This is a genomic window from Streptomyces sp. NPDC048254, from assembly GCF_043201895.1.
In the GTDB taxonomy this organism is placed as follows: Bacteria; Actinomycetota; Actinomycetes; order Streptomycetales; family Streptomycetaceae; genus Streptomyces.
In genome coordinates this window covers 113,417-138,637 of the sequence record NZ_JBICZJ010000026.1, presented here as the reverse complement: position 1 = coordinate 138,637, position 25,221 = coordinate 113,417, and the positions used below count along the sequence as shown (strand labels likewise).

General features: G+C 70.1%; 22 protein-coding genes. 18 read left to right on the top strand and 4 right to left on the bottom strand.

What is annotated here, in order from left to right; translation table 11 throughout:
* Positions 1 to 64 precede the first annotated feature (64 nt).
* The 17 genes from ACGFZQ_RS46385 (at position 65) to ACGFZQ_RS46305 (ending at position 19,216) form a co-directional block, all read left to right on the top strand.
* Positions 65 to 1,024 (top strand): threonine/serine dehydratase, encoded by a 960-nt coding sequence (locus tag ACGFZQ_RS46385; protein WP_393845583.1) that lies wholly within the window; start codon positions 65 to 67, stop codon positions 1,022 to 1,024.
* 161 nt (positions 1,025 to 1,185) lie between these two features.
* Positions 1,186 to 1,842, top strand: a complete 657-nt coding sequence (locus tag ACGFZQ_RS46380; RefSeq protein ID WP_393845574.1) for a GntR family transcriptional regulator — start codon at positions 1,186 to 1,188, stop codon at positions 1,840 to 1,842.
* On the top strand, positions 1,839 to 2,750 hold the full coding sequence (locus ACGFZQ_RS46375) for a dihydrodipicolinate synthase family protein (protein ID WP_393845573.1): 912 nt from the start codon (positions 1,839 to 1,841) through the stop codon (positions 2,748 to 2,750). The genes ACGFZQ_RS46380 and ACGFZQ_RS46375 overlap by 4 nt, the downstream gene beginning before the upstream one ends.
* Positions 2,747 to 4,480, top strand: a complete 1,734-nt coding sequence (gene araD / locus ACGFZQ_RS46370) for an L-arabinonate dehydratase (RefSeq protein ID WP_393845572.1) — start codon at positions 2,747 to 2,749, stop codon at positions 4,478 to 4,480. The genes ACGFZQ_RS46375 and araD overlap by 4 nt, the downstream gene beginning before the upstream one ends.
* 116 nt (positions 4,481 to 4,596) lie before the next feature.
* A complete protein-coding gene (locus ACGFZQ_RS46365) occupies positions 4,597 to 5,532 on the top strand; it encodes a carbohydrate ABC transporter permease (protein WP_393845571.1) in 936 nt (311 codons plus the stop codon).
* Positions 5,529 to 6,413 (top strand): carbohydrate ABC transporter permease, encoded by an 885-nt coding sequence (locus tag ACGFZQ_RS46360; protein WP_393845570.1) that lies wholly within the window; start codon positions 5,529 to 5,531, stop codon positions 6,411 to 6,413. Before ACGFZQ_RS46365 ends, ACGFZQ_RS46360 begins: the two co-directional genes overlap by 4 nt.
* Before the next feature lie 70 nt (positions 6,414 to 6,483).
* The gene (locus tag ACGFZQ_RS46355) at positions 6,484 to 7,632 is read left to right on the top strand and encodes a Gfo/Idh/MocA family protein (RefSeq protein ID WP_393845569.1); all 1,149 of its coding nucleotides are present in this window, start codon (positions 6,484 to 6,486) and stop codon (positions 7,630 to 7,632) included.
* Positions 7,629 to 8,468, top strand: a complete 840-nt coding sequence (locus tag ACGFZQ_RS46350) for a PmoA family protein (RefSeq protein WP_393845568.1) — start codon at positions 7,629 to 7,631, stop codon at positions 8,466 to 8,468. The genes ACGFZQ_RS46355 and ACGFZQ_RS46350 overlap by 4 nt, the downstream gene beginning before the upstream one ends.
* Positions 8,465 to 9,970: a family 43 glycosylhydrolase gene (locus ACGFZQ_RS46345; protein WP_393845567.1), complete on the top strand. Its 1,506-nt coding sequence runs from the start codon at positions 8,465 to 8,467 to the stop codon at positions 9,968 to 9,970. The genes ACGFZQ_RS46350 and ACGFZQ_RS46345 overlap by 4 nt, the downstream gene beginning before the upstream one ends.
* A gap of 56 nt (positions 9,971 to 10,026) precedes the next feature.
* Positions 10,027 to 11,367 (top strand): ABC transporter substrate-binding protein, encoded by a 1,341-nt coding sequence (locus tag ACGFZQ_RS46340; protein WP_393845566.1) that lies wholly within the window; start codon positions 10,027 to 10,029, stop codon positions 11,365 to 11,367.
* A gap of 108 nt (positions 11,368 to 11,475) precedes the next feature.
* On the top strand, positions 11,476 to 12,246 hold the full coding sequence (locus ACGFZQ_RS46335; RefSeq protein WP_393845565.1) for a rhamnogalacturonan acetylesterase: 771 nt from the start codon (positions 11,476 to 11,478) through the stop codon (positions 12,244 to 12,246).
* Between the two features lie 47 nt (positions 12,247 to 12,293).
* Entirely contained in the window at positions 12,294 to 13,580 is a 1,287-nt protein-coding gene (locus ACGFZQ_RS46330; protein ID WP_393845564.1) for a polysaccharide lyase family 1 protein, read from the top strand.
* A 127-nt stretch (positions 13,581 to 13,707) separates the two neighbouring features.
* Positions 13,708 to 14,835, top strand: coding sequence for a pectinesterase family protein (locus ACGFZQ_RS46325; RefSeq protein ID WP_393845563.1), 1,128 nt, complete (start codon positions 13,708 to 13,710; stop codon positions 14,833 to 14,835).
* Between the two features lie 4 nt (positions 14,836 to 14,839).
* Positions 14,840 to 15,862 (top strand): pectinesterase family protein, encoded by a 1,023-nt coding sequence (locus ACGFZQ_RS46320; RefSeq protein WP_393845582.1) that lies wholly within the window; start codon positions 14,840 to 14,842, stop codon positions 15,860 to 15,862.
* Positions 15,863 to 15,884: 22 nt separating this feature from the next.
* Positions 15,885 to 16,997: a chondroitinase-B domain-containing protein gene (locus ACGFZQ_RS46315; protein ID WP_393845562.1), complete on the top strand. Its 1,113-nt coding sequence runs from the start codon at positions 15,885 to 15,887 to the stop codon at positions 16,995 to 16,997.
* Between the two features lie 118 nt (positions 16,998 to 17,115).
* On the top strand, positions 17,116 to 17,913 hold the full coding sequence (locus tag ACGFZQ_RS46310; protein ID WP_393845561.1) for an HAD family acid phosphatase: 798 nt from the start codon (positions 17,116 to 17,118) through the stop codon (positions 17,911 to 17,913).
* Positions 17,914 to 18,061: 148 nt separating this feature from the next.
* Entirely contained in the window at positions 18,062 to 19,216 is a 1,155-nt protein-coding gene (locus tag ACGFZQ_RS46305) for a right-handed parallel beta-helix repeat-containing protein (protein ID WP_393845560.1), read from the top strand.
* Between the two features lie 112 nt (positions 19,217 to 19,328).
* On the opposite strand, the gene ACGFZQ_RS46300 is transcribed toward ACGFZQ_RS46305, so the two are convergent.
* Together ACGFZQ_RS46300 and ACGFZQ_RS46295 are read right to left on the bottom strand one after the other, a co-directional pair.
* Complete coding sequence (locus ACGFZQ_RS46300; RefSeq protein ID WP_393845559.1) at positions 19,329 to 20,180, bottom strand: hypothetical protein; 852 nt, start codon at positions 20,178 to 20,180, stop codon at positions 19,329 to 19,331.
* Complete coding sequence (locus ACGFZQ_RS46295) at positions 20,177 to 20,746, bottom strand: SigE family RNA polymerase sigma factor (protein WP_393845558.1); 570 nt, start codon at positions 20,744 to 20,746, stop codon at positions 20,177 to 20,179. The genes ACGFZQ_RS46300 and ACGFZQ_RS46295 overlap by 4 nt, the downstream gene beginning before the upstream one ends.
* 293 nt (positions 20,747 to 21,039) lie before the next feature.
* On the opposite strand from ACGFZQ_RS46295, the gene ACGFZQ_RS46290 reads away from it, so the two are divergent.
* Positions 21,040 to 22,491, top strand: a complete 1,452-nt coding sequence (locus tag ACGFZQ_RS46290) for an NCS2 family permease (RefSeq protein ID WP_393845557.1) — start codon at positions 21,040 to 21,042, stop codon at positions 22,489 to 22,491.
* A gap of 102 nt (positions 22,492 to 22,593) precedes the next feature.
* Here the strand turns inward: ACGFZQ_RS46290 and ACGFZQ_RS46285 are convergent, their stop codons facing one another.
* Positions 22,594 to 24,054 (bottom strand): peptidoglycan D,D-transpeptidase FtsI family protein, encoded by a 1,461-nt coding sequence (locus ACGFZQ_RS46285; RefSeq protein ID WP_393845556.1) that lies wholly within the window; start codon positions 24,052 to 24,054, stop codon positions 22,594 to 22,596.
* Positions 24,055 to 24,312: 258 nt separating this feature from the next.
* Positions 24,313 to 25,086, bottom strand: a complete 774-nt coding sequence (locus ACGFZQ_RS46280; protein ID WP_393845555.1) for an IclR family transcriptional regulator — start codon at positions 25,084 to 25,086, stop codon at positions 24,313 to 24,315.
* Positions 25,087 to 25,221 lie beyond the last annotated feature (135 nt).

The following is a 25,221-nucleotide window of genomic DNA, read 5'->3' as shown; positions in this document are numbered from 1 at the left end:
TTTGCCCACGGAACCGGCGCCGGTGGCGCTACGCTGCCGTCTCGTGCAGGGGACGCGTCTCGACATGGCTCGGATCCGGGCGGCTCGCCGGGTGATCGACCCGGTCTTCCTCGACACTCCGCTGTACCGCTGCGAGGCGCTGGAACCCGGCCTCGGGTGCACGGTGAGCATCAAGCTCGAAACGGCGAACCCGGTCCGCAGCTTCAAGGCCCGCGGCACCGAGGTGGTCGCGAGCCTGCTGGCCGGCGGTGCCTCGCGAGCCGCGGTGTGCGCGAGCGCGGGCAACCTCGGCCAGGCCCTCGCGTGGTCCGGTCGCGGCCGTGGGCTCGACGTCACCGTCGTGGCCTCCCGCTTCGCGACCCGGGCCAAGCTCGAACGCATCCGCGCGTTGGGCGCCGGGTTGGAGCTGGTGGACGGCGACCACGAGACGGCTCGCGAGCGGGCGGCGGCCATCGCGCGGTACGACGGCATCCGGCTGGTCGAAGACAGCCTGGACATCGAGACCTGCGAGGGCGCGGCGACCATCGGCCTGGAACTGGTGGACACGGCGCCGTCGTTCGACACCGTCCTGATCGCTCTCGGCGGCGGGGCGCTGGCCACCGGCGTGGGCCATGTCATGAAGGCACTGGCACCCGAAGTCGAGGTGATCTGCGTCCAGCCGCTGGGCGCACCGGCGATGACCCACTCGTGGCACAGGCGGCGTGTCGTCACCACCGACTCGACCGACACCATCGCCGACGGCGTCGCCGGCCGGTGTCCCGTCCCGGCCGTCCTGGACGACCTCCTGCTGGTCGCCGACGACGCCGTCCTGGTCCAGGAGGCGTCGATCGTCGCCGGCATGCGGATGCTCCTCGACCACGCCGGCCTCGTCGTCGAACCGTCGGCCGCGCTCGGCATCGCGGCGGTCCTCGAAGACCGTGACCGCTTCGCCGGCCGGCACGTCGTCACGATCGTGTGCGGCAGCAACGTCGACGTGGACGCCTACCACCGCTGGGTCGGCGCGGCTCCCCTCCGCGGGGCTTGACCTTCCTCCCCAACCGCCTTTGTCAGAAGCATTGACGAAACACAGCCGTCCTCCTACCTTCATCCGCGTCGTACTTCGTACGTCATATATGAGACGCGATACGCGAGATCAGATACGTCAGACCGGCTCCCGGAGCCGATACGTGACCCCGAGAGGCGCGCATGACCTCTGTGCCCATGCCGATCCCGTCCCGGACGCAGTACGTGCTGGACGCGATCAAACACCGCATTCTGACCGGGCAGCTGACGCCTGGTCAGGCCCTGGTGGAGACCGAGCTGGCCGCGCAGTTCGGGGTGTCCAAGACCCCCGTGCGGGAGGCGCTCAAGACACTCGCCGGGACCGGGCTGGTCGTGATGAACCAGTACAAGGGCGTCACGGTGCGCATGGTGGACGCCGACATGGCGCGCGAGGTCTACGACGTACGGCTCCTTCTCGAACCCGAGGCGCTCCGCCGGGCCGTCCGCAGAGGCGCGTCCCTGGACGCCGCCCGCGACGCCCTCACCCGGGCCGACGACGCGACCGACACCGCCGAACGCTCCCTCGCCAACCGGGACTTCCACCGCGCCCTCTACCTCCCGTGCGGCAACCCGCTGCTCGGCCGGATGCTCGACGAGGTCCGCGACCAGGCCGCCCTCGTCTCCGCCGTCGCCTGGGCCGCCTCCCCCTCCTGGGAACAGGAGGCCGGTGAGCACCGCGAGATCCTGCGGCTGGCGCTGGAGGGCGACGCGGACGGCGCCGCCGGTGCCCTGCACGCCCACATCGCGTCCTTCGTCGAGCGTGCGTACCCCGAAGCCCAGGCCAAGGAAGGACAGGAATGAGCAGCGTGGCGTTCGAGACCCAACGGGCGGCCCTGGCCGACGTCGTGGCCATCCCGGTGACCCCCTTCGCCGAGGACGGCAGCGTCGACCGGATCGCCCACCGGGCCCTGCTGCGCCGCCTCCTCGACGGCGGGATCCGCACCCTCACCCCCAACGGCAACACCGGCGAGTTCTACGCCCTCACCCCCGAGGAGCGGCGGCTCGTCACCGAACTGACCGTCGAGGAGGCCGGGGAGCGGGCCACCGTCCTCGTCGGCGTCGGACACGACGTGCCGACCGCCGTCGCCGCAGCCCGGCACGCCCGGGAGCGCGGCGCCCGGATGGTCATGGTCCATCAGCCCGTCCACCCGTACGTCTCGCAGGCCGGCTGGGTCGACTACCACCGCGCCATCGCCGAGTCCGTGCCCGAACTGGGCGTCGTCCCCTACGTCCGCAACGCCCAGCTCCCCGGCGCCCGCCTCGCCGAACTCGCCGACGCCTGCCCCAACGTGATCGGCGTCAAGTACGCGGTCCCCGACGCCGCCAAATTCGCCGCGTTCGCCCGTGACGCCGGTCTCGACCGCTTCGTCTGGGTCGCCGGGCTCGCCGAGCCCTACGCGCCCTCCTACTTCTCGGCCGGCGCCACCGGCTTCACCTCCGGCCTGGTGAACGTCGCACCGGCCGTTTCGCTGAACATGATCGAAGCGCTTCGATCCGGCGACTACCCGGCCGCCATGAAGGTCTGGGAACAGATCCGCCGCTTCGAGGAACTCCGCGCGGCCAACGGCTCCGCGAACAACGTCACCGTCGTCAAGGAGGCCCTCGCCTCCCTCGGTCTGTGCCGCCGCGACGTCCGCCCGCCCAGCAGGCAGCTGCCCGAGGAAGAGCGCGCCGAGGTCGCCGCCATCGCCTCCGGATGGTCCCTGTGAACGCGCCTCGCAAGCAGCCCGGAGAACTCCGCAGCCACCAGTGGTACGGCACCGAGGGCCTGCGCTCCTTCAGCCATCGTGCCCGTACCCGCCAGCTCGGCTACCTCCCCGAGGAGCACCTCGGCAAGCCGGTCATCGCGATCCTCAACACCTGGTCGGACATCAATCCCTGTCATGTGCACCTCCGTGACCGGGCGCAGGCGGTCAAGCGGGGCGTGTGGCAGGCAGGCGGCTTCCCGCTGGAGTTCCCGGTCTCCACTCTCTCCGAGACCTTCCAGAAGCCGACCCCCATGCTCTACCGCAACCTCCTCGCCATGGAGACCGAGGAGCTGCTGCGGTCGTACCCCGTCGACGGCGCCGTGCTCATGGGCGGCTGCGACAAGTCCACCCCCGCCCTCCTCATGGGCGCCGCCTCCGTCGACCTGCCGGCCGTCTTCGTACCCGCAGGACCGATGCTCCCCGGCCACTGGCGGGGCGAGGTCCTCGGCTCCGGCACCGACATGTGGAAGTACTGGGACGACAAGCGCGCCGGTCTGATCGGCGACTGCGAGATGGCGGAGCTGGAGAGCGGCCTGGCCCGTTCCCCCGGGCACTGCATGACCATGGGGACGGCCTCCACGCTCACCGCCGCCGCCGAGGCCCTCGGCGTGACCGTCCCGGGCGCGTCCAGCATCCCGGCCGTCGACTCGGGGCACGACCGGATGGCCGCCAGGGCGGGGCTGCGGATCGTCGAACTCGTCCACCGGGACCGGCGGCTCTCCCAGCTCCTCACCCCCGAGGCCTTCGAGGACGCCGTCACCACCGTCCTCGGCCTCGGCGGCTCCACCAACGCCGTCATCCACCTCATCGCCATGGCCGGACGGGCGGGCGTGCGGCTCACCCTGGACGACTTCGACCGCATCGCCCGCACCGTGCCCGTCCTCGCCGACGTCCGGCCCGGCGGCCAGAGACATCTCATGGAGGACTTCCACTTCGCGGGCGGCCTCCCGGGCTTCCTCTCCCGCATCCCCGACCTGCTCCACCTCGACCGGCCGACGGTGTCGCACGACACCTACCGCGAGCAGCTCGCCGGCGCCCAGGTGCACGACGACGACGTCATCCGGCCCCGCGACAACCCGGTGGCCGCCGAAGGCGGAGTCGCCGTGCTGCGCGGCAACCTCTGCCCGGACGGCGCCGTCATCAAGCACATCGCCGCCGAGCCGCACCTGCTCAAGCACACCGGTCCCGCCGTCGTCTTCGACGACTACCGGACCATGCAGCGCACCATCAACGACCCCGCCCTCGGCATCACCGCCGACAGCGTGCTCGTGCTGCGCAACGCCGGGCCCAGGGGCGGCCCCGGCATGCCCGAGTACGGCATGCTGCCCATCCCCGACCACCTGCTGAAGCAGGGCGTGCGGGACATGGTGCGGATCTCCGACGCCCGGATGAGCGGCACGAGTTACGGCGCCTGCGTCCTGCACATCGCGCCCGAGTCGTACATCGGCGGGCCGCTCGCCCTCGTCCGCACCGGGGACCCCATCACCCTGGACGTCGCGGCCCGCAGCCTCCGGCTCCACGTGGACGACGAGGAGCTGGCGCGCCGCCGGGCCGGGTGGACGCCGCCGGCCGTGCGCTACCGGCGCGGCTACGGCGCGCTCTACGACCAGCAGATCACCCAGGCCGACACCGGCTGCGACTTCGAGTTCCTGGCCCGGCCGGGCGAGGTCCCGGACCCGTACGCGGGCTGACCGCACCACCCGTAACCGCCCACAACTGCCTCTGATGATCGTCGAAGCGCTTCAACCGCATGCATCTAGCAAGCGCTTCCTGCACCCGCTGTAACCAAAGCGAACGGAGAACAGTCATGGCCCAAGCCGCAGCCGTGGCGAAACCGCCCGCGCCACCCCGGCGGCGCCGTGCCTCCGCGACGCCGCGCAGGCTGCCGTATCTGCTGATCGCCCCGGCGGCCCTGCTGATGCTGGGCTTCATCGCCTACCCGGTGCTCAGCGTCTTCTACTACAGCCTGCAGAACTACAACCCGACCAAGCCCTGGCGGAACGGCTTCGCGGGCCTCGGCAACTTCACCCAGGCCTTCGCGCACGACCCGCAGTTCTGGTCCACGCTGACCTTCAGCGCCAAGTGGGTCGTGGTGGAAGTCGGTTTGCAGCTGCTGTTCGGTCTGGCGCTGGCGCTCATCGTCAACCAGACGTTCGTCGGGCGGGCGCTCGGCCGGGCGCTGGTCTTCTCGCCCTGGGCCGTCTCCGGGGTGCTGACCTCCGCGATCTGGGTGCTGCTCTACAACTCCCAGACGGGCATCACCCGTTACCTGGCCGACGCGGGTATCGGGTCGTACGGCACCAGCTGGCTCTCCGACACCTCGACGGTGTTCCCGGCGGCCGTGGTCGCCGACCTGTGGCGCGGCGTCCCCTTCTTCGCGATCCTCATCCTCGCCGACCTCCAGTCCGTCTCCAGGGACCTGTACGAGGCCGCCGAGGTCGACGGGGCCGGCCGTCTCCAGCAGTTCTGGCACATCACACTGCCGCACCTGAAGGACGCCATCGTCCTTTCCACGCTGCTGCGCGCGGTGTGGGAGTTCAACAACGTCGACCTGCTCTACACCCTGACGGGAGGCGGTCCGGCGGGGGAGACGACGACCCTTCCCCTCTACATCGCCAACACCAGCGTCGACGCCCACAACTTCGGCTACGCCTCCGCGCTGACCACGGTGGCGTTCGTGATCCTGCTCTTCTGCTCGGTGGTCTACCTGCGGCTGAGCAAGTTCGGAGGCGAGACCAAGTGATCACCGAGATCGCCCCCGAGACCGCACCCGCCGTGTCCGCACCCGCCCGGCCGGGAAAGAAGCGCCGCGCCTGGGACGAGGCCCCCCGCTGGGGGATCTACCTCCCCCTCGGGATCTACCTCCTCTTCACCCTCGTCCCCTTCTACTGGATCCTGCTCTTCGCCCTGCGCCCGGCCGGCTCCACCGCCCTGGTGCCCTGGCCGGTCACCTTCGAGCACTTCCAAAAGGTGTGGACCGAGCGCAGCTTCGCCACCTACTTCACCAACAGCGTCTACGTCGGTGTCGCCACCCTGCTGCTGACCACGGTCGTCGCACTGGCCGGCGGCTACGCCCTGGCCCGCTTCGACTTCCGGCTCAAGCGCGGCTTCATGCTGGCCCTGCTCTGCTCCCAGTTCGTGCCCGGCGCGCTGCTCCTGGTCCCGCTCTTCCAGATCTTCGCCAAGCTCCAGATGATCAACTCGCTCGGCAGTGTCGTCATCGCCGAGACCGTCTTCCAGCTGCCGCTGTCGATGATCCTGATCAGCGGCTTCATCAGGAACGTGCCCTACTCCCTGGAGGAGGCCGCCTGGGTCGACGGCTGCAACCGGCTCACCGCCTTCCGGATCGTCGTCCTCCCGCTGCTGCGGCCCGGGCTGATCGCGGTCGGCTCCTTCGCCTTCGTGCACGCCTGGAACCACTTCCTGTTCGCCCTGATGTTCCTCTCCGACCAGAGCAAGCAGACCATCCCGGTCGGGCTCAACACCCTGATGAGCGCGGACAGCGTCGACCTGGGCGCACTGGCCGCGGGCGGGATCATCGCCGCCGTACCGGTGGTGATCGTCTTCGCCTTCATCCAGAAGTGGCTGATCACCGGCTTCGGCGCGGGGGCGGTGAAGGGATGAGACACCTCACGGGCGGCCCGGGGCAAACGCTTACCCTGCACGCAAAGATCGACAGCGCAGGGAGCATGCCGTGAACTCTTCGACCATCGACATCGTGCTGGCAGGGGCGCGCGGCCACGGCCGCTGGCACCTGGAGAACATCCGCCGCCTCCAGGAGAAGGGGGTGGTCCGGCTGGCCGGTATCTGCGAGCTGACCCCGCTCGGCGCGGACGAGCTGCCGGAGGGCCTCGGCACGCCCGAGCAGTCCGCCGACTTCGGTGCCCTGCTCGACTCGACCGGCGCCCGGATCGCCGTGATCTGCACCCCGATCCCCACCCACACCGACCTCGCGCTGACCGCCGCCGAGAGGGGCGTGTACCTGCTGCTCGAGAAGCCGCCGGCGCCGTCCTACGCCGAGTTCCGGCGGATGGCCGACGGGGTCGCCAAGGCGGGCGTGGCCTGCCAGATCGGCTTCCAGTCGCTGGGCTCCGGCGCCCTGCCCGCGATCCGCAAGCTGCTCGCGGAGGGCGCGATCGGTGACGTGGTGGGGGTGGGCGGGGCCGGAGCCTGGGCCCGCGCCGAGTCCTACTACCGGCGGGCGCCCTGGGCCGGCAAGCGGCGCCTCGGCGGCGTGGACGTCGTCGACGGCGTCCTGACCAACCCCTTCGCGCACTCCGTCGCCACCGGCCTCGCCCTGCTCGGCACCCCCCGCGCCGAGGACGTCACCGGCATCGAGACCGAACTGCTGCGCGCCAACGACATCGAGTCCGACGACACCTCCTGCGTCCGCGTCACCACCCCGCGCGGCCCGCTCACCGTCGCCGCCACGCTCTGCGCCGAGCAGCCCGGGGACCCCTACGTCCTGGTGCACGGCACCAGCGGCCGGATCACCTTCTGGTACAAGCAGGACCGGGTGCTGGTGCAGCGGGCGGGCCACGGCCCGCAGGAGACCGTGTACGGCAGCACGGACCTGCTGGAGAACCTCGCCGACCACCTCACCACCGGCGCCGAACTGCTGGTCGAACCGGACTCGACGGGCGCCTTCATGAAGGTCGTTGAAGCGATTCGACTGGCCGGTGACCCGGCCGCCCTGCCCGCCGACGCCTGGCACTTCCTGCCCGAGGAGGACCGCCGGGTCGTCACCGGCATCGACGGACTGGTCGCGGCCTGCGCCGACACCCTCGCCCTCTACTCCGAGCTGTCCGCCCCCTGGGCCCCACCGAAAGCGGTGAGCACATGACAGACACCCTGGTGTTACGGGTCGCGGGCCGCCCGGTCGCCCGTTACGTCACCCGGCCCGAACTGCCGGCCCGCCGCTCCCCGCGGCCCTACCTGCACCCCGTCACCACCCTGGCCGGCACGGCGGTCACCGAGCTGACCCCGGCCGACCACACCCACCACCTCGGCGTCGGTGTCGCCGTTCCCGACGTCGAGGGGTTCAACTTCTGGGGCGGCCGGACCTTCGTCCGGGACCAGGGTCCGACCGAACTGGACCACCACGGCACCCAGCGCCACCTGGCCTTCCAGCTGCGCGACCCCGACGGGTTCGTGGAAGAGCTGCGCTGGACCGCCGCCGGCACCGAGCTGCTGCGCGAACGGCGCACGGTCGCCGCGACCGAACTCACCGACACCGCCTGGGCGCTGGACTTCACCTTCTCCCTCACCAACATCACCGAAGGCCCGCTGTCGATCGGCAGCCCCGCCACCAACGGGCGCCCCGGTGCGGCCTACGGCGGCTACTTCTGGCGGGCCCGCAGGGAAGCCGCCGCCCCGGACGCCTTCACGGCGGACCGGGAGGGCGAGCCGGCGGTGCACGGCCGAAGCGCCGACTGGCTGGCGCTGGCCGGCACCGACTGGACCCTCGTCTTCGCCGGAGCCACCGAGGACACCCGACGCGACCCCTGGTTCGTGCGCACCGCCGAGTACCCGGGCGTCGGCTCCTCGCTGGCCCACACCGAGCGGCTGCGCGTCCCTCCCGGCGAGACCGTCGTCCGGCGCGTCGTCGCCGTCGTCGCCGACGGGCGGCTCGGGCGGGGCGAGGCGGCCGCACTGGCCCGCAAGGCGGTGACCCCATGACCACCTTCACCAACCCGGTCCTGAACGCCGACTGGTCCGACCCGGACGTCGTCCGCGTCGGCGACGACTTCTACCTCACCGCCTCCAGCTTCGGCCGCGTCCCCGGACTGCCCCTGCTGCACTCCCGCGACCTGGTCGGCTGGACCCTGGTCGGCCCCGCCCTCGAACTCCTCGAGCCCGAGGAGCGGTTCACCTCCCCGCGCCACGACCGCGGGGTCTGGGCACCCTCGCTGCGCCATCACGACGACCGCTTCTGGATCTTCTGGGGCGACCCCGACCAGGGCATCTTCCAGGTCAACGCCCCCGAGATCCGCGGCCCCTGGACCCGCCCGCGGCTGGTGAAGGAGGGCAAGGGCCTCATCGACCCCTGCCCCCTGTGGGACGACGAGACCGGCGAGGCGTACCTCGTGCACGCCTGGGCCAAGTCCCGTTCCGGGATCAGGAACCGGCTGACCGGCCACCGTATGCACCCCGACGGCACCTCACTGCTCGACGCGGGCAAGGTGATCGTGGACGGGGACCGGATACCGGGATGGTTCACCCTGGAGGGCCCCAAGCTCTACCGGCACGACGGCTGGTTCTGGATCCTCGCGCCCGCCGGAGGCGTGCCGACCGGCTGGCAGGGCGCCCTGCGCTCCCGCGGCTTCTTCGGGCCGTACGAGGAACGGATCGTCCTGGAGCAGCGGGACACCGACGTCAACGGACCGCACCAGGGCGGCTGGGTGCGCACGGCGACGGGCGAGGACTGGTTCCTGCACTCCCAGCAGCGCGGCGGGTACGGCCGGGTGGTCCACCTCCAGCCGATGCGGTGGGGCAGTGGGGGAGGCCGGCCGGTGATCGGGGACGACGGCGCGCCCGTCGCCGTGCACCCGAGGCCCGGTCTGCCGGCGCGGCCGCCCGCCGCGCCCGCGACCGACGACGACTTCCCCGGCGGGCGGTTCGGCCGCCGGTGGCAGTGGACCGCCAACCCGGGCGAGTGCTGGGCCACCCAGCACTCGGGAGACGGCCTGCGACTGGCCTGCGTGCGCTCGGCGGACGCCCACGACCTGCGACGACTGCCGCACGTGCTGACGCAGCGGCTGCCCGGCTCGCCGTGCGCCGTCGAGGTCGGACTCCGGCTGGAGAGCACGGAACCGGGTGCGCGGGCGGGGCTCGCGGTCCTCGGGGACGCCTTCGGCTGGATCGGGCTGGAGTGCGGTCCTGACCGGGCGGTCCGGCTGGTGCACCGGTTCGCCCAGGCCGTCGCCGACCGCGAACGCGACGCCTCGCGGAGCTGCCCCGCGCCCGAGGGACGGGCCCGGCTGCGCATCGGGATCGGCCTCGGGGCGCGCTGCCGCTTCGCGTACGACATCGGGGCGGGCCCCGTCCCGTCCGGACCGGTGTTCGCCGCCACGCCCTGGCGCTGGACCGGCGCCCTGCTCGGCCTCTTCGCCGTGGCGCCCGAGGGGCCCGGCCACGCCGGGGCGGCCGCCTTCACACGGTTCCGGATCAGCGCCGAGTAACCGGACCTCCCCACCACCTCACATCTCCATTGGATCCAGAAGAAGAGAGCCGACCAATGAAGAGCAGCATCCGCATTCGCAGAAGCAGGCGTGCGGCCGTCGCCGTCGCCCTGGGCTCCGTGCTCGCCCTGACCGCCACCGCCTGCGGCGACGACGGCAGCGGCAGCGCGGGGGACAAGGGCAACGAGGGCTCCGGCAAGGGCACGATCACCTTCTGGGACAACAACGGCGGTGTCCGCACCGACGTCTGGAAGCAGATCATCGCCGACTTCGAGAAGCAGAACCCCGGCATCAAGGTCGACTACGTCGGGGTGCCCGCCGCCAGTGTGCAGTCCAAGTACGACACCTCCATCCAGGGCGGCGGACTCCCCGACGTCGGCGGTGTCGGCACCGCGATGCTCGCGGAGGTCGCCGCGCAGGGCGCCCTCGAGCCGCTGGACAGCCGGCTCGCGAAGAGCTCCCTGAACGGCAAGCTCAACGAGAAGTTCCTGGAGAGCGTGAAAGCCGCCGGCGGTGACGGGAAGACCTATTCCGTGCCGACGTCCGCGAACAACGGCACGCTCTGGTACCGGACCGATCTGTTCAGCGCGGCCAAGCTGGACCCGCCGACCACCTGGACGAACTTCTTCGCGGCGGCCGACAGACTCACCGACAAGGGGAACAACAAGTTCGGGTACACCATCCGGGGCGGTGAGGGGTCGATAGCCCAGGCGCTGGACGCCATGTACGGGCAGAGCGGGATCACCTCGTTCTGGAACGGCGACAAGACGACGGTGAATGATCCGAAGAACGTCGCTGCTCTGGAGAAGTACGTCGGGCTCTACAAGAAGGACACCCCGTCCGCCGACGTCAACAACGACTTCACCAAGATGGTCGCGCAGTGGGACTCCGGCACGATCGGGATGCTGAGCCACAACCTCGGGTCCTACGCCGACCACGAGAAAGCGCTGAGCGGGAAGTTCAAGGGGATTCCCAATCCCACGCTCGACAACGGGACCCGGGTGCAGGTGTCCAACCCGGTCGACGGTCTCGGCCTGTTCAAGTCCAGCAAGAACAAGGCCGCCGCCTGGAAGTTCATCGAGTTCGCGGCCTCCCACGAGGCCAACAGCAAGTGGAACGAGTCGGCGGGGCAGGTGCCGGCGAACAACGAGGCGGCGCGGGACGCGTGGGTACAGGCGTCGGAGCCGACGGAACTGGCCGCCGAGGCGCTCAACGGGGCGTCCACCAAGATCGTGCAGCTTCCTTACTATCTGCCGGACTGGAACACCGTTTCCAAGGCCGACAACGAGCCGAACTTCCAGAAGGTGTTGCTGGGGAAGCTGACGGCGAAGGAATTTCTGGACACGTTGGCCGATCAGCTTGATAAGGCCCAGGCGGACTGGAAGAAGAACCACTGATGTGCGGTGGTTGCGGTGGTGGGGGACTGCAGGTCTGTTGTGGCTGGTCGCGCAGTTCCCCGCGCCCCTAGGTAGGTCACATTGCTCCCTGTTTGAAAGGTGACCCGCGTGTCCCTTACGCGCAGACAGGTAACTTCCGCGGCCCTCGCCGCCGTTCCTCTCGTCGGCCGTTCTCCCGACAGGAGACGCACCCTTTACATCGCCGGAGACTCCACCGCCGCCCAGAAATTCGCCGACGCGGCCCCGGAGACCGGGTGGGGAATGGCTCTCCCCTTCTTCCTGCGGAAGGAAATCGCCGTCTCCAACCAAGCCGTGAACGGCCGTAGTTCCAAGAGCTTCGTCGACGAGGGGCGGCTCGACGCCATCCTCGCCACCATCCGGCCGCACGATCTGCTCCTCGTCCAGTTCGCGCACAACGACGAGAAGAGCGACGACCCCACCCGGTACACCGAGCCCTGGACCACCTATCAGGACTGTCTGCGCCGCTACGTCGAGGGCGCCCGCGCGCACGGTGCCCGGCCGGTCCTCGCCACGCCCGTGGAGCGGCGGAGGTTCGACGCCGACGGCAACGCCGTGCCGACCCACGGCGACTACCCGGCGGCGATGCGTGCGCTCGCCGCACAGGAACGCGTGCCGTTGCTCGACATCGAGGCGCTGTCGCTCGCGCTGTGGCAGTCGCTCGGGGTCGAGGCGACCAAGACGTACTTCAACTGGACCGGCACCGAGCAGGACAACACGCACTTCAATCCGCCGGGGGCCATCGCCGTGGCCCGGCTCGTGGCGCGGGAACTGCCGCGCACCCGGGTGCTGGCCCGGCACGACGTCGTCCGGCTGCACCAGGACATCCCCACGTCCTGGATCACCTGGCCACCCGCATAGCTGAGGAGACCCGCACAGTGCGTACCTATATATGTCATGGACGCGTCATGACGGCGCTCGTGGGCTGCACCGCCCTCGTGCTCGCCGTGACCGGGACCGCCCAGGCCGCCGCCCCGCACCGGGCAGCGCTCGAACGCCAGGTGCTGGGCGCCGACGACGGCTGGGGCGCCGCCACCACCGGGACCACCGGCGGGGCCGCCGCCGACTCCGCGCACGTCTACACCGTCACCACCTGGGACGAGTTCAAGGCCGCCCTGGCCGACGGGGGCAGCGCGCCGAAGATCATCAGAGTCAAGGGGGCCATCGACGCGGACGGGCCGAGCTGCGACTCGTTCGCCGTGCCCGGCTATGACCTCGCCGCCTACCTCGCCACGTACTCACCCGAGGCCTGGGGGCACTCCACCAACCTGGACGGCGAGCCCGACGACAGCCCGGAGGGGCTGCGCCGCGCCTCCGCCGCCCACCAGGACGCCTACATCAAGGCGAACGTCCCGGCCAACACCACCATCGTCGGCATCGGCAAAGACGCCGGTTTCAAGGGCGCCAGCCTGCAGATCAAGGCCGTCGACAACGTCATGGTCCGCAACCTGAGCCTCGAGAGCCCCCTCGACTGCTTCCCGCAGTGGGATCCGACCGACACCGCCGACGGCAACTGGAACTCCGAGTACGACAGCGCGGTGGTCTACGGATCGACCCATGTGTGGATGGACCACGACACGTTCACCGACGGTGATCACCCGGACAGCACACTCCCGTACTACTTCGGGCGGATCTACGAGCAGCACGACGGTGAGCTGGACATCGTCAAGGGCGCCGACTACGTCACCGCCTCCTGGAACGTCTTCGAGGACCACGACAAGACGATCCTCATCGGCAACAGCGACAGCGCGTCCACGGCCGCCGTCGACCGGGGGCATCTCAAGGTCACCTTCCACCACAACCTGTTCTCCGACCTGGTGGAGCGGGCGCCCCGGGTGCGGTTCGGGCAGGTCGACTCCTACAACAACCACTTCGTCGCCGAGGACGGCTACGGCTACAGCTACGGCATCGGCATGGAGTCCCAACTCGTCGCCGAGCACAACGCGTTCACCCTGCCCGACACCGTCGGGGCCGGCTCGATCCTGAAGAAGTGGAACGAGTCGACGCTCACCGCCGACGACAACTACGTCAACGGTGAGCCGACGGACCTGATCGCCGTCCACAACGCGCAGATCCCCGCCGAGACCCTCCAGGCGGGCTCGACCTGGACCCCGGCCCTGCGCACGAGGGTCGACCCGGCGCAGGCCGTGCCGCGCATCGTCGACTGCGCGGCCGGGGCCGGCCGACTGCGCTGACCCCGTCGCGTCCCCGGGCCGGGGCGCCCCACCGCTCCGGCCCCCTCCCTCACCCGAGCCGTACCGCGAACCTCACCCGAGCCGCACCGCGAACCTCACCCGAGCCGCACCGCGAAGGAGCATCCGCATGCCCTCGCACCATTCTCGACCTCCCCTGTCCAGACGGGGTTTCCTGATCGCGAGCGCCGGGGCGGGCGCCGCGCTCGGCCTCGCCGCCGTCCCCGCACGGGCCGGCGCCGGCCGCCGTCCGTTCGGGCGGTACGGGTCGCCCGAGCGCCGCCGCACCCCGGGGACCCTGTACGTCGACCCGCACGGCCGCGGCGACTTCACCACCGTGCAGGCCGCCGTCACCGCCGCCACCGGCAGCGGCCGTACCCTCGTCCTCGCCCCGGGCGTCTACCGGGAGACCGTCGCCCTCGACACCACCCGCACCGAGGCCACCTGGATCGGCGCCTCCGAGAACCCGCGTGACGTCGTCATCGTCCACGACAACGCGGCCGGCACCGCCAAGCCCGGCGGCGGGACCTACGGCACCACCGGCTCCGCCACCACCACCGTGCAGGCCGACGGCTTCACCGCCCGCTGGATCACCTTCGCCAACGACTGGCTGCGCGCCGACCACCCGGACATCAGCGCCACCCAGGCCGTCGCCCTCAAGGTGCAGGGCGATCGCAGCGCCTTCCACCACTGCCGGTTCCTCGGGCATCAGGACACCCTGTACGCCGACTCGACGGCCCTCGGTGTCTTCGCCCGCCAGTACTTCGCCCACTGCTATGCCGAGGGCGACGTCGACTTCGTCTTCGGGCGGGCGACCGCGGTGTACGAGGGGTGCCACTTCCGCACCCTGAACCGGACCGACCTGGCGGCGGCCCCGTACGGGTTCGTCTTCGCGCCCTCGACGGCGGTTCTCAACCCGCACGGCTATCTGGTGACCGGGAGCCGCGTCACCGGCGAAGTCCCGCGCGTCTCCTACAAGCTGGCCCGCCCGTGGGTGCCGAGCTCCGACACCACCGCCCGGCCCTCGCTCGTCGTCCGGGACAGCCGGCTGGGCCCCGGCATCGACGCGGTCGCGCCCTACACCGACATGTCGGACGCCTTCCCCTGGCAGAGCCAGCGCTTCGCCGAGTACCGCAACCTCGGCCCCGGCGCCGAGATCACGGTCGCCGCCAACCGGCCCCAGCTCACCGCCGAACAGGCCGGGTCCGCGACCCGGGAGGCCTATCTCGGCGACTGGGCCCCGTGGAAGGAGTGCTGACGTGCTGTCGAGACGCACACTCCTGTCCGCCGTCGCCGTGGGAGCCGCGTCGGCCTTCGCCCCGGACCACGACCGCCGTGTCCTGCACGTCCGCCCCGGTGACTCCGTCCAGGCGGCCGTGGACGCGGTGTCCGGGCCGGGCCGGACGATCGTCGTGCATCCGGGGACGTACCGCGAGGTCGTCAACGTGCCCGCGGACAAGGTGCGGTTGACCCTGCGGGGCGCGAGCCGTGATCCCCGGGCCGCCGTCATCGTCTTCGACAACGCCAACGGGACCCAGAAGCCCGACGGTTCGGGGACCTACGGCACGGCCGGCTCCGCGACCTTCACCTCCGCGGCGGCCGGACTCGTCGTACGCGATCTCACCCTCGCCAACGACTGGCTGCGCGCCGGCCACCCGGAGATCACCGGGACCCAGGCCGTCGCCGCGTATCTCACCGGGGACCGTACGCACTTCGAGAACGTGCGGCTCCTCGCCCACCAGGACACCCTGTTCGCCGACACGGCCGAACTCGGCTCCTTCGACCGGCAGTTCTTCCACCGCTGCCATATCGAGGGTGATGTCGACTTCGTCTTCGGACGGGCGGTCGCGGTGTACCAGGACTGCCACTTCCGCACCCTGCGACGGGACGTGGACTTCACCCCCAAGGGCATGGTGTTCGCCCCCTCGACCGCCCGTGCCGATCCGCACGGGTTCCTCGCCGTCCGCTGCCGGTTCTCCTCCGGCGCGGAGGACGGGGCGTACAAGCTGGCGCGGCCCTGGGTGCCGACGTACGAGACCACCGCCTGGCCCTCGCTGGTCGTGCGGGACAGTCTCATCGGCCCCGGGATCGACCCCGTCGCGCCCTACACGAACATGCGGGACGCCTATCCCTGGCAGTCCATGCGGTTCCACGAGTACCGGAACACCGGGCCGGGCGCGGTGATCACCGTCCCCGACAACCGGCCCCAGCTCAGCGCCGCCGAGGCCGCGTCGCACACCCCCGCCGCCTACCTCGGCGACTGGAAACCCGTCCGCCAGCTCTGATCGACGAAAGGACCCGCACGTCATGCGTCGTATCAGCTCCTTCACCGCGCTCGCCGTGACCACCGCCTCGCTCGAACTGGCCGTGCTCGCCACCCCGGCGCACGCGGCCACCGTCGTGGTCGGCAACTCCACCGACCTGACCAACGCCATCAAGAACGCCACCGCCGGCACGGTCATCCAGGTCCGCGGCGGCACCTACTACCCGACCGCCACCCTCCAGTCCACCGCCAACGGCACCTCGTCGGCGCCGGTCACCCTCACCGCGTACGGCTCGGAGACCGTGAAGATCGACGGATCCTCGCTGCCCTCCGGCTCCTGGATCTTCAAGCTGACGGCCGACTACTGGAACGTCTCCAACATCACCTTCCAGAACTCCCCGGACAGCGCGGTCGTCTGCCAGTCCTGCACCGGGACCAGCTGGAACAACATCAAGACCATCAACGGCGGCGACTCCGGCTTCACGCTCACCGGGGACGGGACCGTGAACAACACCGTCAAGAACATCGACTCCTACGGCAACTACGACGCCGCCACCCACGGGGAGAACGCCGACGGGATCGCCGTCAAGTTCGGCTCGGGGACCGGGAACCTGATCACGGCGGCACGGACGTACAACAACTCGGACGACGGGATCGACTTCTGGTCCTTCTCCTCGCCGGTCACCATCGAGCACACCTGGTCCTTCGGCAACGGATACAACCGCTGGAGCGACTCCGCGTTCGCCGGTGACGGCAACGGCTACAAGCTGGGCGGCGACGGCGAGGTGGTCGCGCACGTCGTCAACAACTCGGCGGCCTGGGGCAACGCCGGCAACGGGTTCACCGAGAACTCCAACACCGGCGCGATCGTCATCAACCGCACCACCGCCTACGCCAACGGCAACTGGGGCTACTACTTCGCCACCAGCGCCGCCCGGCTCGGCAAGAACCTCGCCGTGAGCAACGGGAGCGGCCTGGTCAGCAAGGGCTCCTCGGTCGTGTCGGCCGGCAACAACTGGGACAGCGGGATCAGCACCCCCGCCTTCAGGTCGACGGACGCGAGCAGTACGTACAACGCCCGCAGCTCCAGCGGCACGCTGCCCGCGACCACCTTCCTGACGACCGGGAGCACCACCATCGGGGCCACCATGGACTGACCCGGACATCCGGAACCAATCCCTCCAGGGCGCTTGACCCGGTTTTTGCCTGTGGATGAGATATCGATCGGGCAACGGGTCTCGCGCCCACCAGGGTGACGCGCGTAGAAATCCTGTCATGCATAAGCCACTTCGTCTCGCGGCGATCGCCGCCGCCTGTGCGCTCGCCGGCGGCGCCCTCTACGGCGCCGGTGCCGCCACGGCCGGCCAGTCGACCGCGAACTCCACCCACGAGCCCTACAACATCGGGCTCCTGGTGAAGGACATCGACACCTACTACGGCACCGCCGCCGACGCCAACGGCGTCTACCAGGCGTCACCGACCAGCCCGTACGCCAAGGACCTGGCGCGTCTCGACAAGGACGCCGAGCGGTACATCGACCGGGCCGCGCGCAAGGCCCACCGCAAGGGCGAGAAGCCCGCGGTCGTCTTCGACATCGACGACACGCTGCTGCTCAGCCTCGACTACGAGAAGCGCTACAACTACACGTACAACTCCGCCACCTGGGCGGCCTACGTCAACAAGGCCGACCGTCCGGGCGTCTTCGGCAGCGCCGGGCTGGTGCAGTACGCGAAGCAGCAGGGGGTGGAGGTCTTCTACAACTCGGGGCTCAGCGAGGCGCAGCGCACCGCCGCCGTCGAGAACCTGAAGAAGATCGGCGCCGACGTGAACCTCGACGCCGGGCACATGTTCCTCAAGGACGCGGCCAACCCGCCGTCGTACCTGAGCGGTTGCGCCATCGCGGGCAGCTGGACCTGCACCACCGTGCAGTACAAGTCCGGCACCCGCAAGCACATCGAGAAGGACCTCGGGTACGACATCATCGCCAACTTCGGCGACCAGTACTCGGACCTGGACGGCGGCCACGCGGACCGCACGTACAAGCTGCCGAACCCGACGTACTTCGTCTCGTAGGCCGTAGATCGCAGTCGGCGGACGCGGCAACCCTTTCCGGCCGCGGTGGCGACTGGGAGACAGAAACGGGCCGGGGCGGCCCCTCCGGCCCGTTTCGCTCCCCTCGTCAGCACGTCGTCATCGGCGACGTCAAGGAAAGGAACGGCCAGTGCGCTTCAGCACCGGACGCCACCGCAGGACGCGTACCCTCTCGATCGCCGCGGCGGTGGCCGTCGCCGCGGGGGCGACAGGCGTCTACCTCGGCCTGTCGAACGGCGGTGCCCAGGCCGCCACCAGCACGGTCACCGTCGCGACCACCGCCCAGCTGGAGTCGGCCGTGGCGAACGCCACCGCCGGTACCGTCATCCAGGTCCGCGCGGGCACCTATTACCCGGCCGCCACCCTCAAGTCGACGGTCAGCGGGACCAGCGCGAACCGCATCACGCTCAAGGCCTACAGCGGTGAGAAGGTGAGGATCGACGGCTCCAAGCTGCCCGCCGGCTCCTGGCTCACCGGGATCTACGGCAGCTACTGGACCGTCCAGGACCTCACCTTCCAGAACTCCCCGGCCCAGGGCTTCGTCGTCACGTCGTCCACGGGCGGCGTCTTCAAGAACCTGGTCACCGCGGACAACGGCGACTCCGGGTTCACCCTGCGCGGCGACGGCACCGTGAACAACCTCGTCCAGAACCTGGACAGCTATGGCAACTACGACAAGGCCGGGCACGGCCAGAACGCCGACGGGATCGCCATCAAGTTCGGCTCGGGCACGGGCAACAAGGTGACCGGCGCCCGCCTCTACGACAACTCGGACGACGGGCTGGACCTCTGGCAGTTCTCCTCCCCGGTCACCATCGAGCACAGCTGGGCCTTCGGCAACGGCAGGAACCGCTGGAGCGACGCCGCGTTCGAGGGCAACGGCAACGGGTTCAAGCTGGGCGGCGGGGGCGTCGCCGTCGCACACGTCGTCAACGACAACGCGGCCTGGGACAACACGCTGAACGGGTTCACCGAGAACTCCAACACCGGCGCGATCGTGCTGAACCGCAACACGGCCTACGCCAACGCCCAGGCCGGGTTCTTCTTCGAGACCGGCAAGGCCCGGCTGGCGCGGAACCTGGCGGTGGGCAACGGGGGCGGGGCGGACAAGCTGGGGTCCAGGGCGGTGTCCGCGGCGAACAGCTGGGACGGCGGGGTGGCCACACCGGCCTTCAAGTCGACGGACGCAAGTACTGCGTACGGGGTGCGGCAGGCGAGTGGGGCGCTGCCGGCGACGGTGTTCCTCACCACGGGGTCCACGACCATCGGATCCACCATGAACTGACGGGCGCATCGCGGGCTGCGCGGCAGCTTGTGGCTGGTCGCGCACACGCGGCGGAGCCGCATGTCGGTACAGCCCCGCGCCCCTGAAGGGGCGCGAATGCCCGCTGTGGGTCTCAGGAGTCGCCCTCGGTGTGGGTATGTGCCGCGAAGTCGCCGGTCACCCCGTACTGCTTGCCGCCCGCGCTGCCGGTGATCGTGTAGCTGTCCTTCTTGGCGTCGCGGCCGCCCTGCTTGTGGTTGTACTGGCCCGCGAACACCCACTCGCCGACCGCGACCTTGCGATCCGGCTTGAGCGTCCACGTGTAGACGAGGAAGCCGTCCTGCTCGGTCACCGTCTGCGTGAAGTCGGTCTCCGGCAGGGAGCGCCAGGCTCCGGCGTTGGACACCCCGCCGGTCTGGGCCACCTTCAACCGCACGGTGAGCGCGGTGAGTTGTTCCGAGGTCTTCAGGGTGACGTCGGACTGCGCCCAGAAGTCGTTGCTGTGCGGGTCCACCGAGCCGTCCGACCACAGCGGCCCGTCCTGCTCGCCCTCGGCGACCGGAGGCGCCGGGGTGGCGGAGGCCTTCGCGGTCGCGGAGGGCGTCGGACTCGCCGTCGGGGAGGAGGACTTCGGGGGCGTGCTGGGGGACGGCGGGACCGCCGGGCGGGACGGCGGCCGGGAGGTGGCGGCCGGGGACGCGGAGGGCGTCGGCGACACCGCGACCGCCTTCTCGGTGGGCGTCTCCTTCACGGCCGAGGCGACCGCGTAGCCGCCGATGCCGAGGACCGCGGCGACCGCCGCCGTGGCGCTGACCACCCGGACCCAGCCGAACACCGGCGGAAGGGTGGCGCGATGGCCGCGGCGAGCCTGCGCGGCCATGCCCCGCTCGACCCGGGCCAGGATGCGGGCGCGGTCGGGTTCGTGCTCCTCGGCCGCCTCGTGCAGCCGGGCGCGCAGCTCGTCGTGCACGTCCTGCTGCCTCATCGGTTCCTTCCTCCGCTCTCACCGGCGCGCGGCGCCATCGCCGCGTGCACCCGCTGCGGCACACCCTGGGAGTCGCCGAGCAGCCTCTGCAGCTCGGCCATGCCCTTCGAGGTCTGGCTCTTAACGGTACCCACCGAGATGCCGAGGGCGAGCGCGGTGTCCTTCTCCGACAGGTCGAACGCGTGCCGGAGCACCACACACGCCCGTTTGCGGAACGGCAGGCGGCGCAGCGCCCCCTGGACGTCGACCACTCCGGCGATGTCCGGGTTCTCGGTCCTCTCCTCGCGGTGCGACCAGAACAGGGCGATACGGCGGCGCTCGCGCACGGCGCTGCGGATGCGGGTGCGGGCCAGGTTGGCGACGACACCCCGGGCGTAGGCCACCGGATGGTCGGCCGCGCGCACCCGGTCCCAGCGGTGCCACAGTGCCAGCAGGGCGTCGGCGGCCAGGTCGTCGGCGGCGTCGGCCTCGCCGGTCAACATGTGGGCGAGACGGGAGAGTTCGGCGTAGTGGCGTTCGAAGAAGGCATGGAACTCCGCGGCGGCGTCGTCGACGACTGTGCCCACGGGTGACCTCTTCTGTCAGGGTGGCTGCGTCATGCGCACCTGTGTCATGCGTACCGGTGTCATGCAAATGACAGGTGAATCGACATGCGAACGTCCGGAGGAACGTTCCGGCGAGATCCGGAGCGTAGCAGTGATCTTTTTGTGTGCGTCGGACGGGGGTTCGGTGGCGGTCCGGTCGGCCGGAGTCCATCAGGCCTGATTCCGTAACACGGAGAAAACCTGAAACCGGTTCAACGCGGGAACAATCCAGCCAGCATCCGCACACGATCGCTCAGGCAACGAGGAGTACGACCATGTCCGAGTCGCAGAAGGTGGACGAGCGGCAGGGCGCCGCGCCACCTGCCGGGAACACCGTCGACCGGTTCTTCAAGATCTCCGAACGGGGGTCCACCTTCGGCCGGGAGATACGCGGCGGCTTCGCCACGTTCTTCACCATGGCCTACATCCTTGTCCTGAACCCCATCATCCTGGGCAGTGCCAAGGACAAGTTCGGCCACACCCTCGACACCGGCCAACTGGTCACCGCCACCGCGCTGGTGGCCTGTGTGATGACGGTCATCATGGGCGTCGGCGGCAACCTGCCGCTGGCCATCGCGGCCGGGCTCGGCCTCAACGCCGTCGTGGCCTTCCAGTTGGCGCCGCTGATGAGCTGGTCCGACGCGATGGGCCTGGTCGTCCTCGAAGGCATCCTGATCTGCGTGCTGGTGGTGACCGGCCTGCGGGAAGCGATCATGAACGCGATCCCGCAGCCGATGAAGCAGGCGATCGGGGTCGGCATCGGTCTGTTCATCGCCTTCATCGGCTTCGTCGACGCCGGGTTCGTCAGCCGGATCCCGGACGCCGCGAACACCACCGTGCCGGTGCAGCTGGGCGCCGTCGGCCGGCTCACCGGCTGGCCCGTACTGGTCTTCTGTCTTGGCGTGCTCCTGACCATCGCGCTGGTCGCGCGCAAGGTGAAGGGCGCGATCCTGATCAGCATCGTCACCATGACCGTCGTGGCGATCGTCATCGACTCGGTCGCCGACATCAAGAGCTGGGGCCTGACCACGCCGAAGGTCCCCGACAAGATCGTCGACGCCCCCGACTTCGGACTCCTCGGTCACTTCAGCCTGTTCGGCGGCTTCGCCGAGGCCGGTGTCCTCACCGCCGTACTGCTGGTCTTCACGCTGATCCTGTCCGACTTCTTCGACGCCATGGGCACGATCGTGGGCATCAGCGCGGAGGCCGGGCTGCTCGACGAGAAGGGGCAGGTGCCCGGCATCGGACGGGTGCTGTTCATCGACGGCGCGGCGGCGGTGGCCGGCGGTGTGGGCTCGGCCTCCTCCAACACGGCGTACATCGAGTCGGCGGCGGGGGTGGGCGAGGGAGCGCGCACCGGCTTCGCCAACCTGATCACCGGCGGGCTGTTCGGACTCGCGCTCTTCCTGACGCCGCTGCTGACGATCGTGCCGCTGCAGGCGGCGGCGCCCGCCCTGATCGCCGTGGGCTTCCTGATGATGACCCACGTCAAGCACATCGACTGGGACAAGTACGAGATCGCCATCCCAGCGTTCCTGACGATCGCCGCGATGCCGTTCACCTACTCGATCACCGACGGGATCGGGGCGGGGTTCCTGGCGTATGTGGTGATCAAGGCGGTGCTGGGGAAGGCGAAGGAGGTCAGCTGGCTGCTGTGGGTGGTGTCGGCGCTGTTCCTGGTGTACTTCGCGATCGATCCGGTGGAGCAGGTGCTGGGTGTGAAGTAGAGCGCCCCGTAAGGGGCGCGGGGCGGTAGCCGATATGCGGCTACCGCCCCGCGGGCGCGACCAGCCACGACGAAACCCGCGGCTGATCGCGCAGGGAACCACTCAGTTCTTCAACGCCGCCTGCATCATCGCCTTCGCCACCGGCGCCGCCAGCCCGTTGCCGCTGACCTCCGACCGGGCCGCGTCCGACTGCTCGACCAGGACCGCCACCGCGACCTCCTTGCCGGTGCTGTCGGACTTGCCGTACGACGTGAACCAGGCGTACGGGGTCTTGGAGTTGTTCTCGCCGTGCTGTGCGGTGCCGGTTTTGCCGCCCACCGTCACGCCGGCGATCTGCGCGTTCGTACCGGTGCCCTGCTCGACGACCGTCTGCATCGCGGACTGCAACTGCTCGGCCGTGCCGGAGCTGACGATCTGCTCGGTGCCGGTGTCGTCGTCGTAGTTCTTCAGCACGTCGCCACCGCTGTCGGTGATCTGCGAGACCATGTGCGGCGAGACCAGCTTGCCGCCGTTGGCGATCGCGGCGGACACCATGGCCATCTGGAGCGGAGTCGCCGTGACGTCGAACTGGCCGATGCCGGAGAGGCCGGTCTGGGCCTTGTCCATGTCCGACGGGTAGACGCTCGGGTAGGCCCGCACCGGGATGTCCTGCTTGGCGTTGTTGAAGCCGAACTTCTCGGCCATCGCCCGCACCTTGTCCTGGCCGAGGTCGACGGCCATCTTGCCGAAGACGTTGTTGCAGGAGTAGCGCAGGGCCGTGCGGATCGAGGCGTCCTCGCAGGGGGCCGTGGTGCTCTCGTTCGTCAGCGGGGTCGTCGTGCCCGGCAGGGTGTACGGGTTCGGGCTGTCGGTCTTGTCGTCGACGTTCGCGTAGAGGCCGTCCTCCAGCGCCGCCGCCGCGACCACCAGCTTGAACGTCGAACCCGGCGGCAGCGGCTGGCGCAGCGCCCGGTTGGTGAGCGGCTTGTCCGCGTCGGCGTTCAGCTTCTTCCAGGCCGAACCGGCCGTGTTGGCGTCGGTGAGCGAGGAGGGGTCGTACGACGGGGTGGACACGACCGCGAGAATCTTGCCGGTCGTGGGGTCGATCGCGACCGCCGCGCCCTTCTTGCCGCCGAGCGCCTGGTACCCGGCCTTCTGGACGGCCGGGTCGATCGTCGTGATCACGTTGCCCGGGTCGGCGCGCTGGTCGGTGACCGTGTCCATGACCGTCTTCAGCCGGCTGTCGGTGCCGTTCAGCAGGTCCTGGTAGATGCCCTCCAGCTGGGTCGGGGCGTAGGCCTGCGAGGCGTAGCCCGTGACGGCCGCGTACAGCCTGCCGTCCTTGTACGTGCGCTTGTACTTGAGGTCGCTGCTGCTCAGGGTCCGTGCCGAGCCGGTGACCGAGTCACCGGCCACGATGATGTTCCCGAGCGGCCGCGAGTACGTCTCGATCGCGTTGCGCCGGTTGTCCGTGTCGTCCGCGAGGGCCTGACCGTCGTAGAACTGCACCCATGTCGCCCTGACCAGCAGAGTGAGCACGAGCAGCAGCGCGAAGACGGACGCCCGCCTGATCGTCTTGTTCATCCCGCTCAGACAGACGAGCGAAGACGGGTCGTCCGTTCCCTCGCGGGCGGAATTCTCATCGATCGCTCATGCGGAGCCGGGCCAGGCCCTGTCGTCAAATTCCCGTCGTCCGCCCGGAGGGCGGGCCCCGCGGCGTCAGGTGCGTGCTCTTGGCGTGCCGGGCCCTGAGCCTCGTACTGGACGTACTTGGGTCAGGGCCCGGTGCGGCGAGAGTGCGTGCATGGCGTCGCAGGGCAGACGGGAATTTGACGACAGGGCCTAGAGCCGTCGCGTCGCCAGCGTCAGGCGGTCCCGGGCGTCGAACAGGGCGTCCTTGACCATCTGCTCGTGGGCGGGGGTGAGGCGGGCCACCGGGACCGAGCAGCTGATCGCGTCGCGGGCCGGGGTGCGGTAGGGGATCGCCACCCCGAAGCAGCGCAGCCCGAGCGTGTTCTCCTCGCGGTCGATCGCGAAGCCCTGCTCGCGGATCTGGTGGAGCTCCTCGATGAGCTTCTCGCGGTCCGTGAGGGTGTGCTCGGTGAGCGCCGGGAGGGTCTCCGGGAGCAGCTTGCGGACCTGCTCGTCGGTGTGGGTGGCGAGCAGCGCCTTGCCGAGGGAGGTCGAGTGCGCGGGGAGCCGGCGGCCGACCCGGGTGAAGGGGCGCAGGTAGTGCTGGGACTGGCGGGTGGCCAGGTAGACCACGTTCGTGCCGTCGAGGCGTGCCAGGTGGATGGTCTCCGTGGTGTCGTCGGAGAGCCGGTCCAGGGTCGGGCGGGCCGCCGCGACCACCTCGTCGCCGTCGATGTACGAGGTGCCGACCAGCAGGGCCCGGACCCCGATGCCGTACCGGGTGCCGGTCGCGTCCGTCTCCACCCAGCCCAGCTCCACCAGGGTGCGCAGCAGCATGTAGAGGCTGGACTTGGGATATCCGACGGCCTCCTGGACCGCCGCGAGGGAGTGCATACCGGGCCGGCCGGCGAAGTACTCGAGCAACTCCACGGTCCGTACCGCGGATTTGACCTGTGCCCCGCCGCCTGTCTCGCCTGCCGACATCGCCCTTGACCCCTTCGTTGGACGAGAAACCGAGGATATAGTCTCCGACATCGTATTCATCATCAGAGACAGCGTTCAGTATATCGAACATCCCTGGTGAGTGACCCGGATCTGCGGCAGAACGCACTACATGGA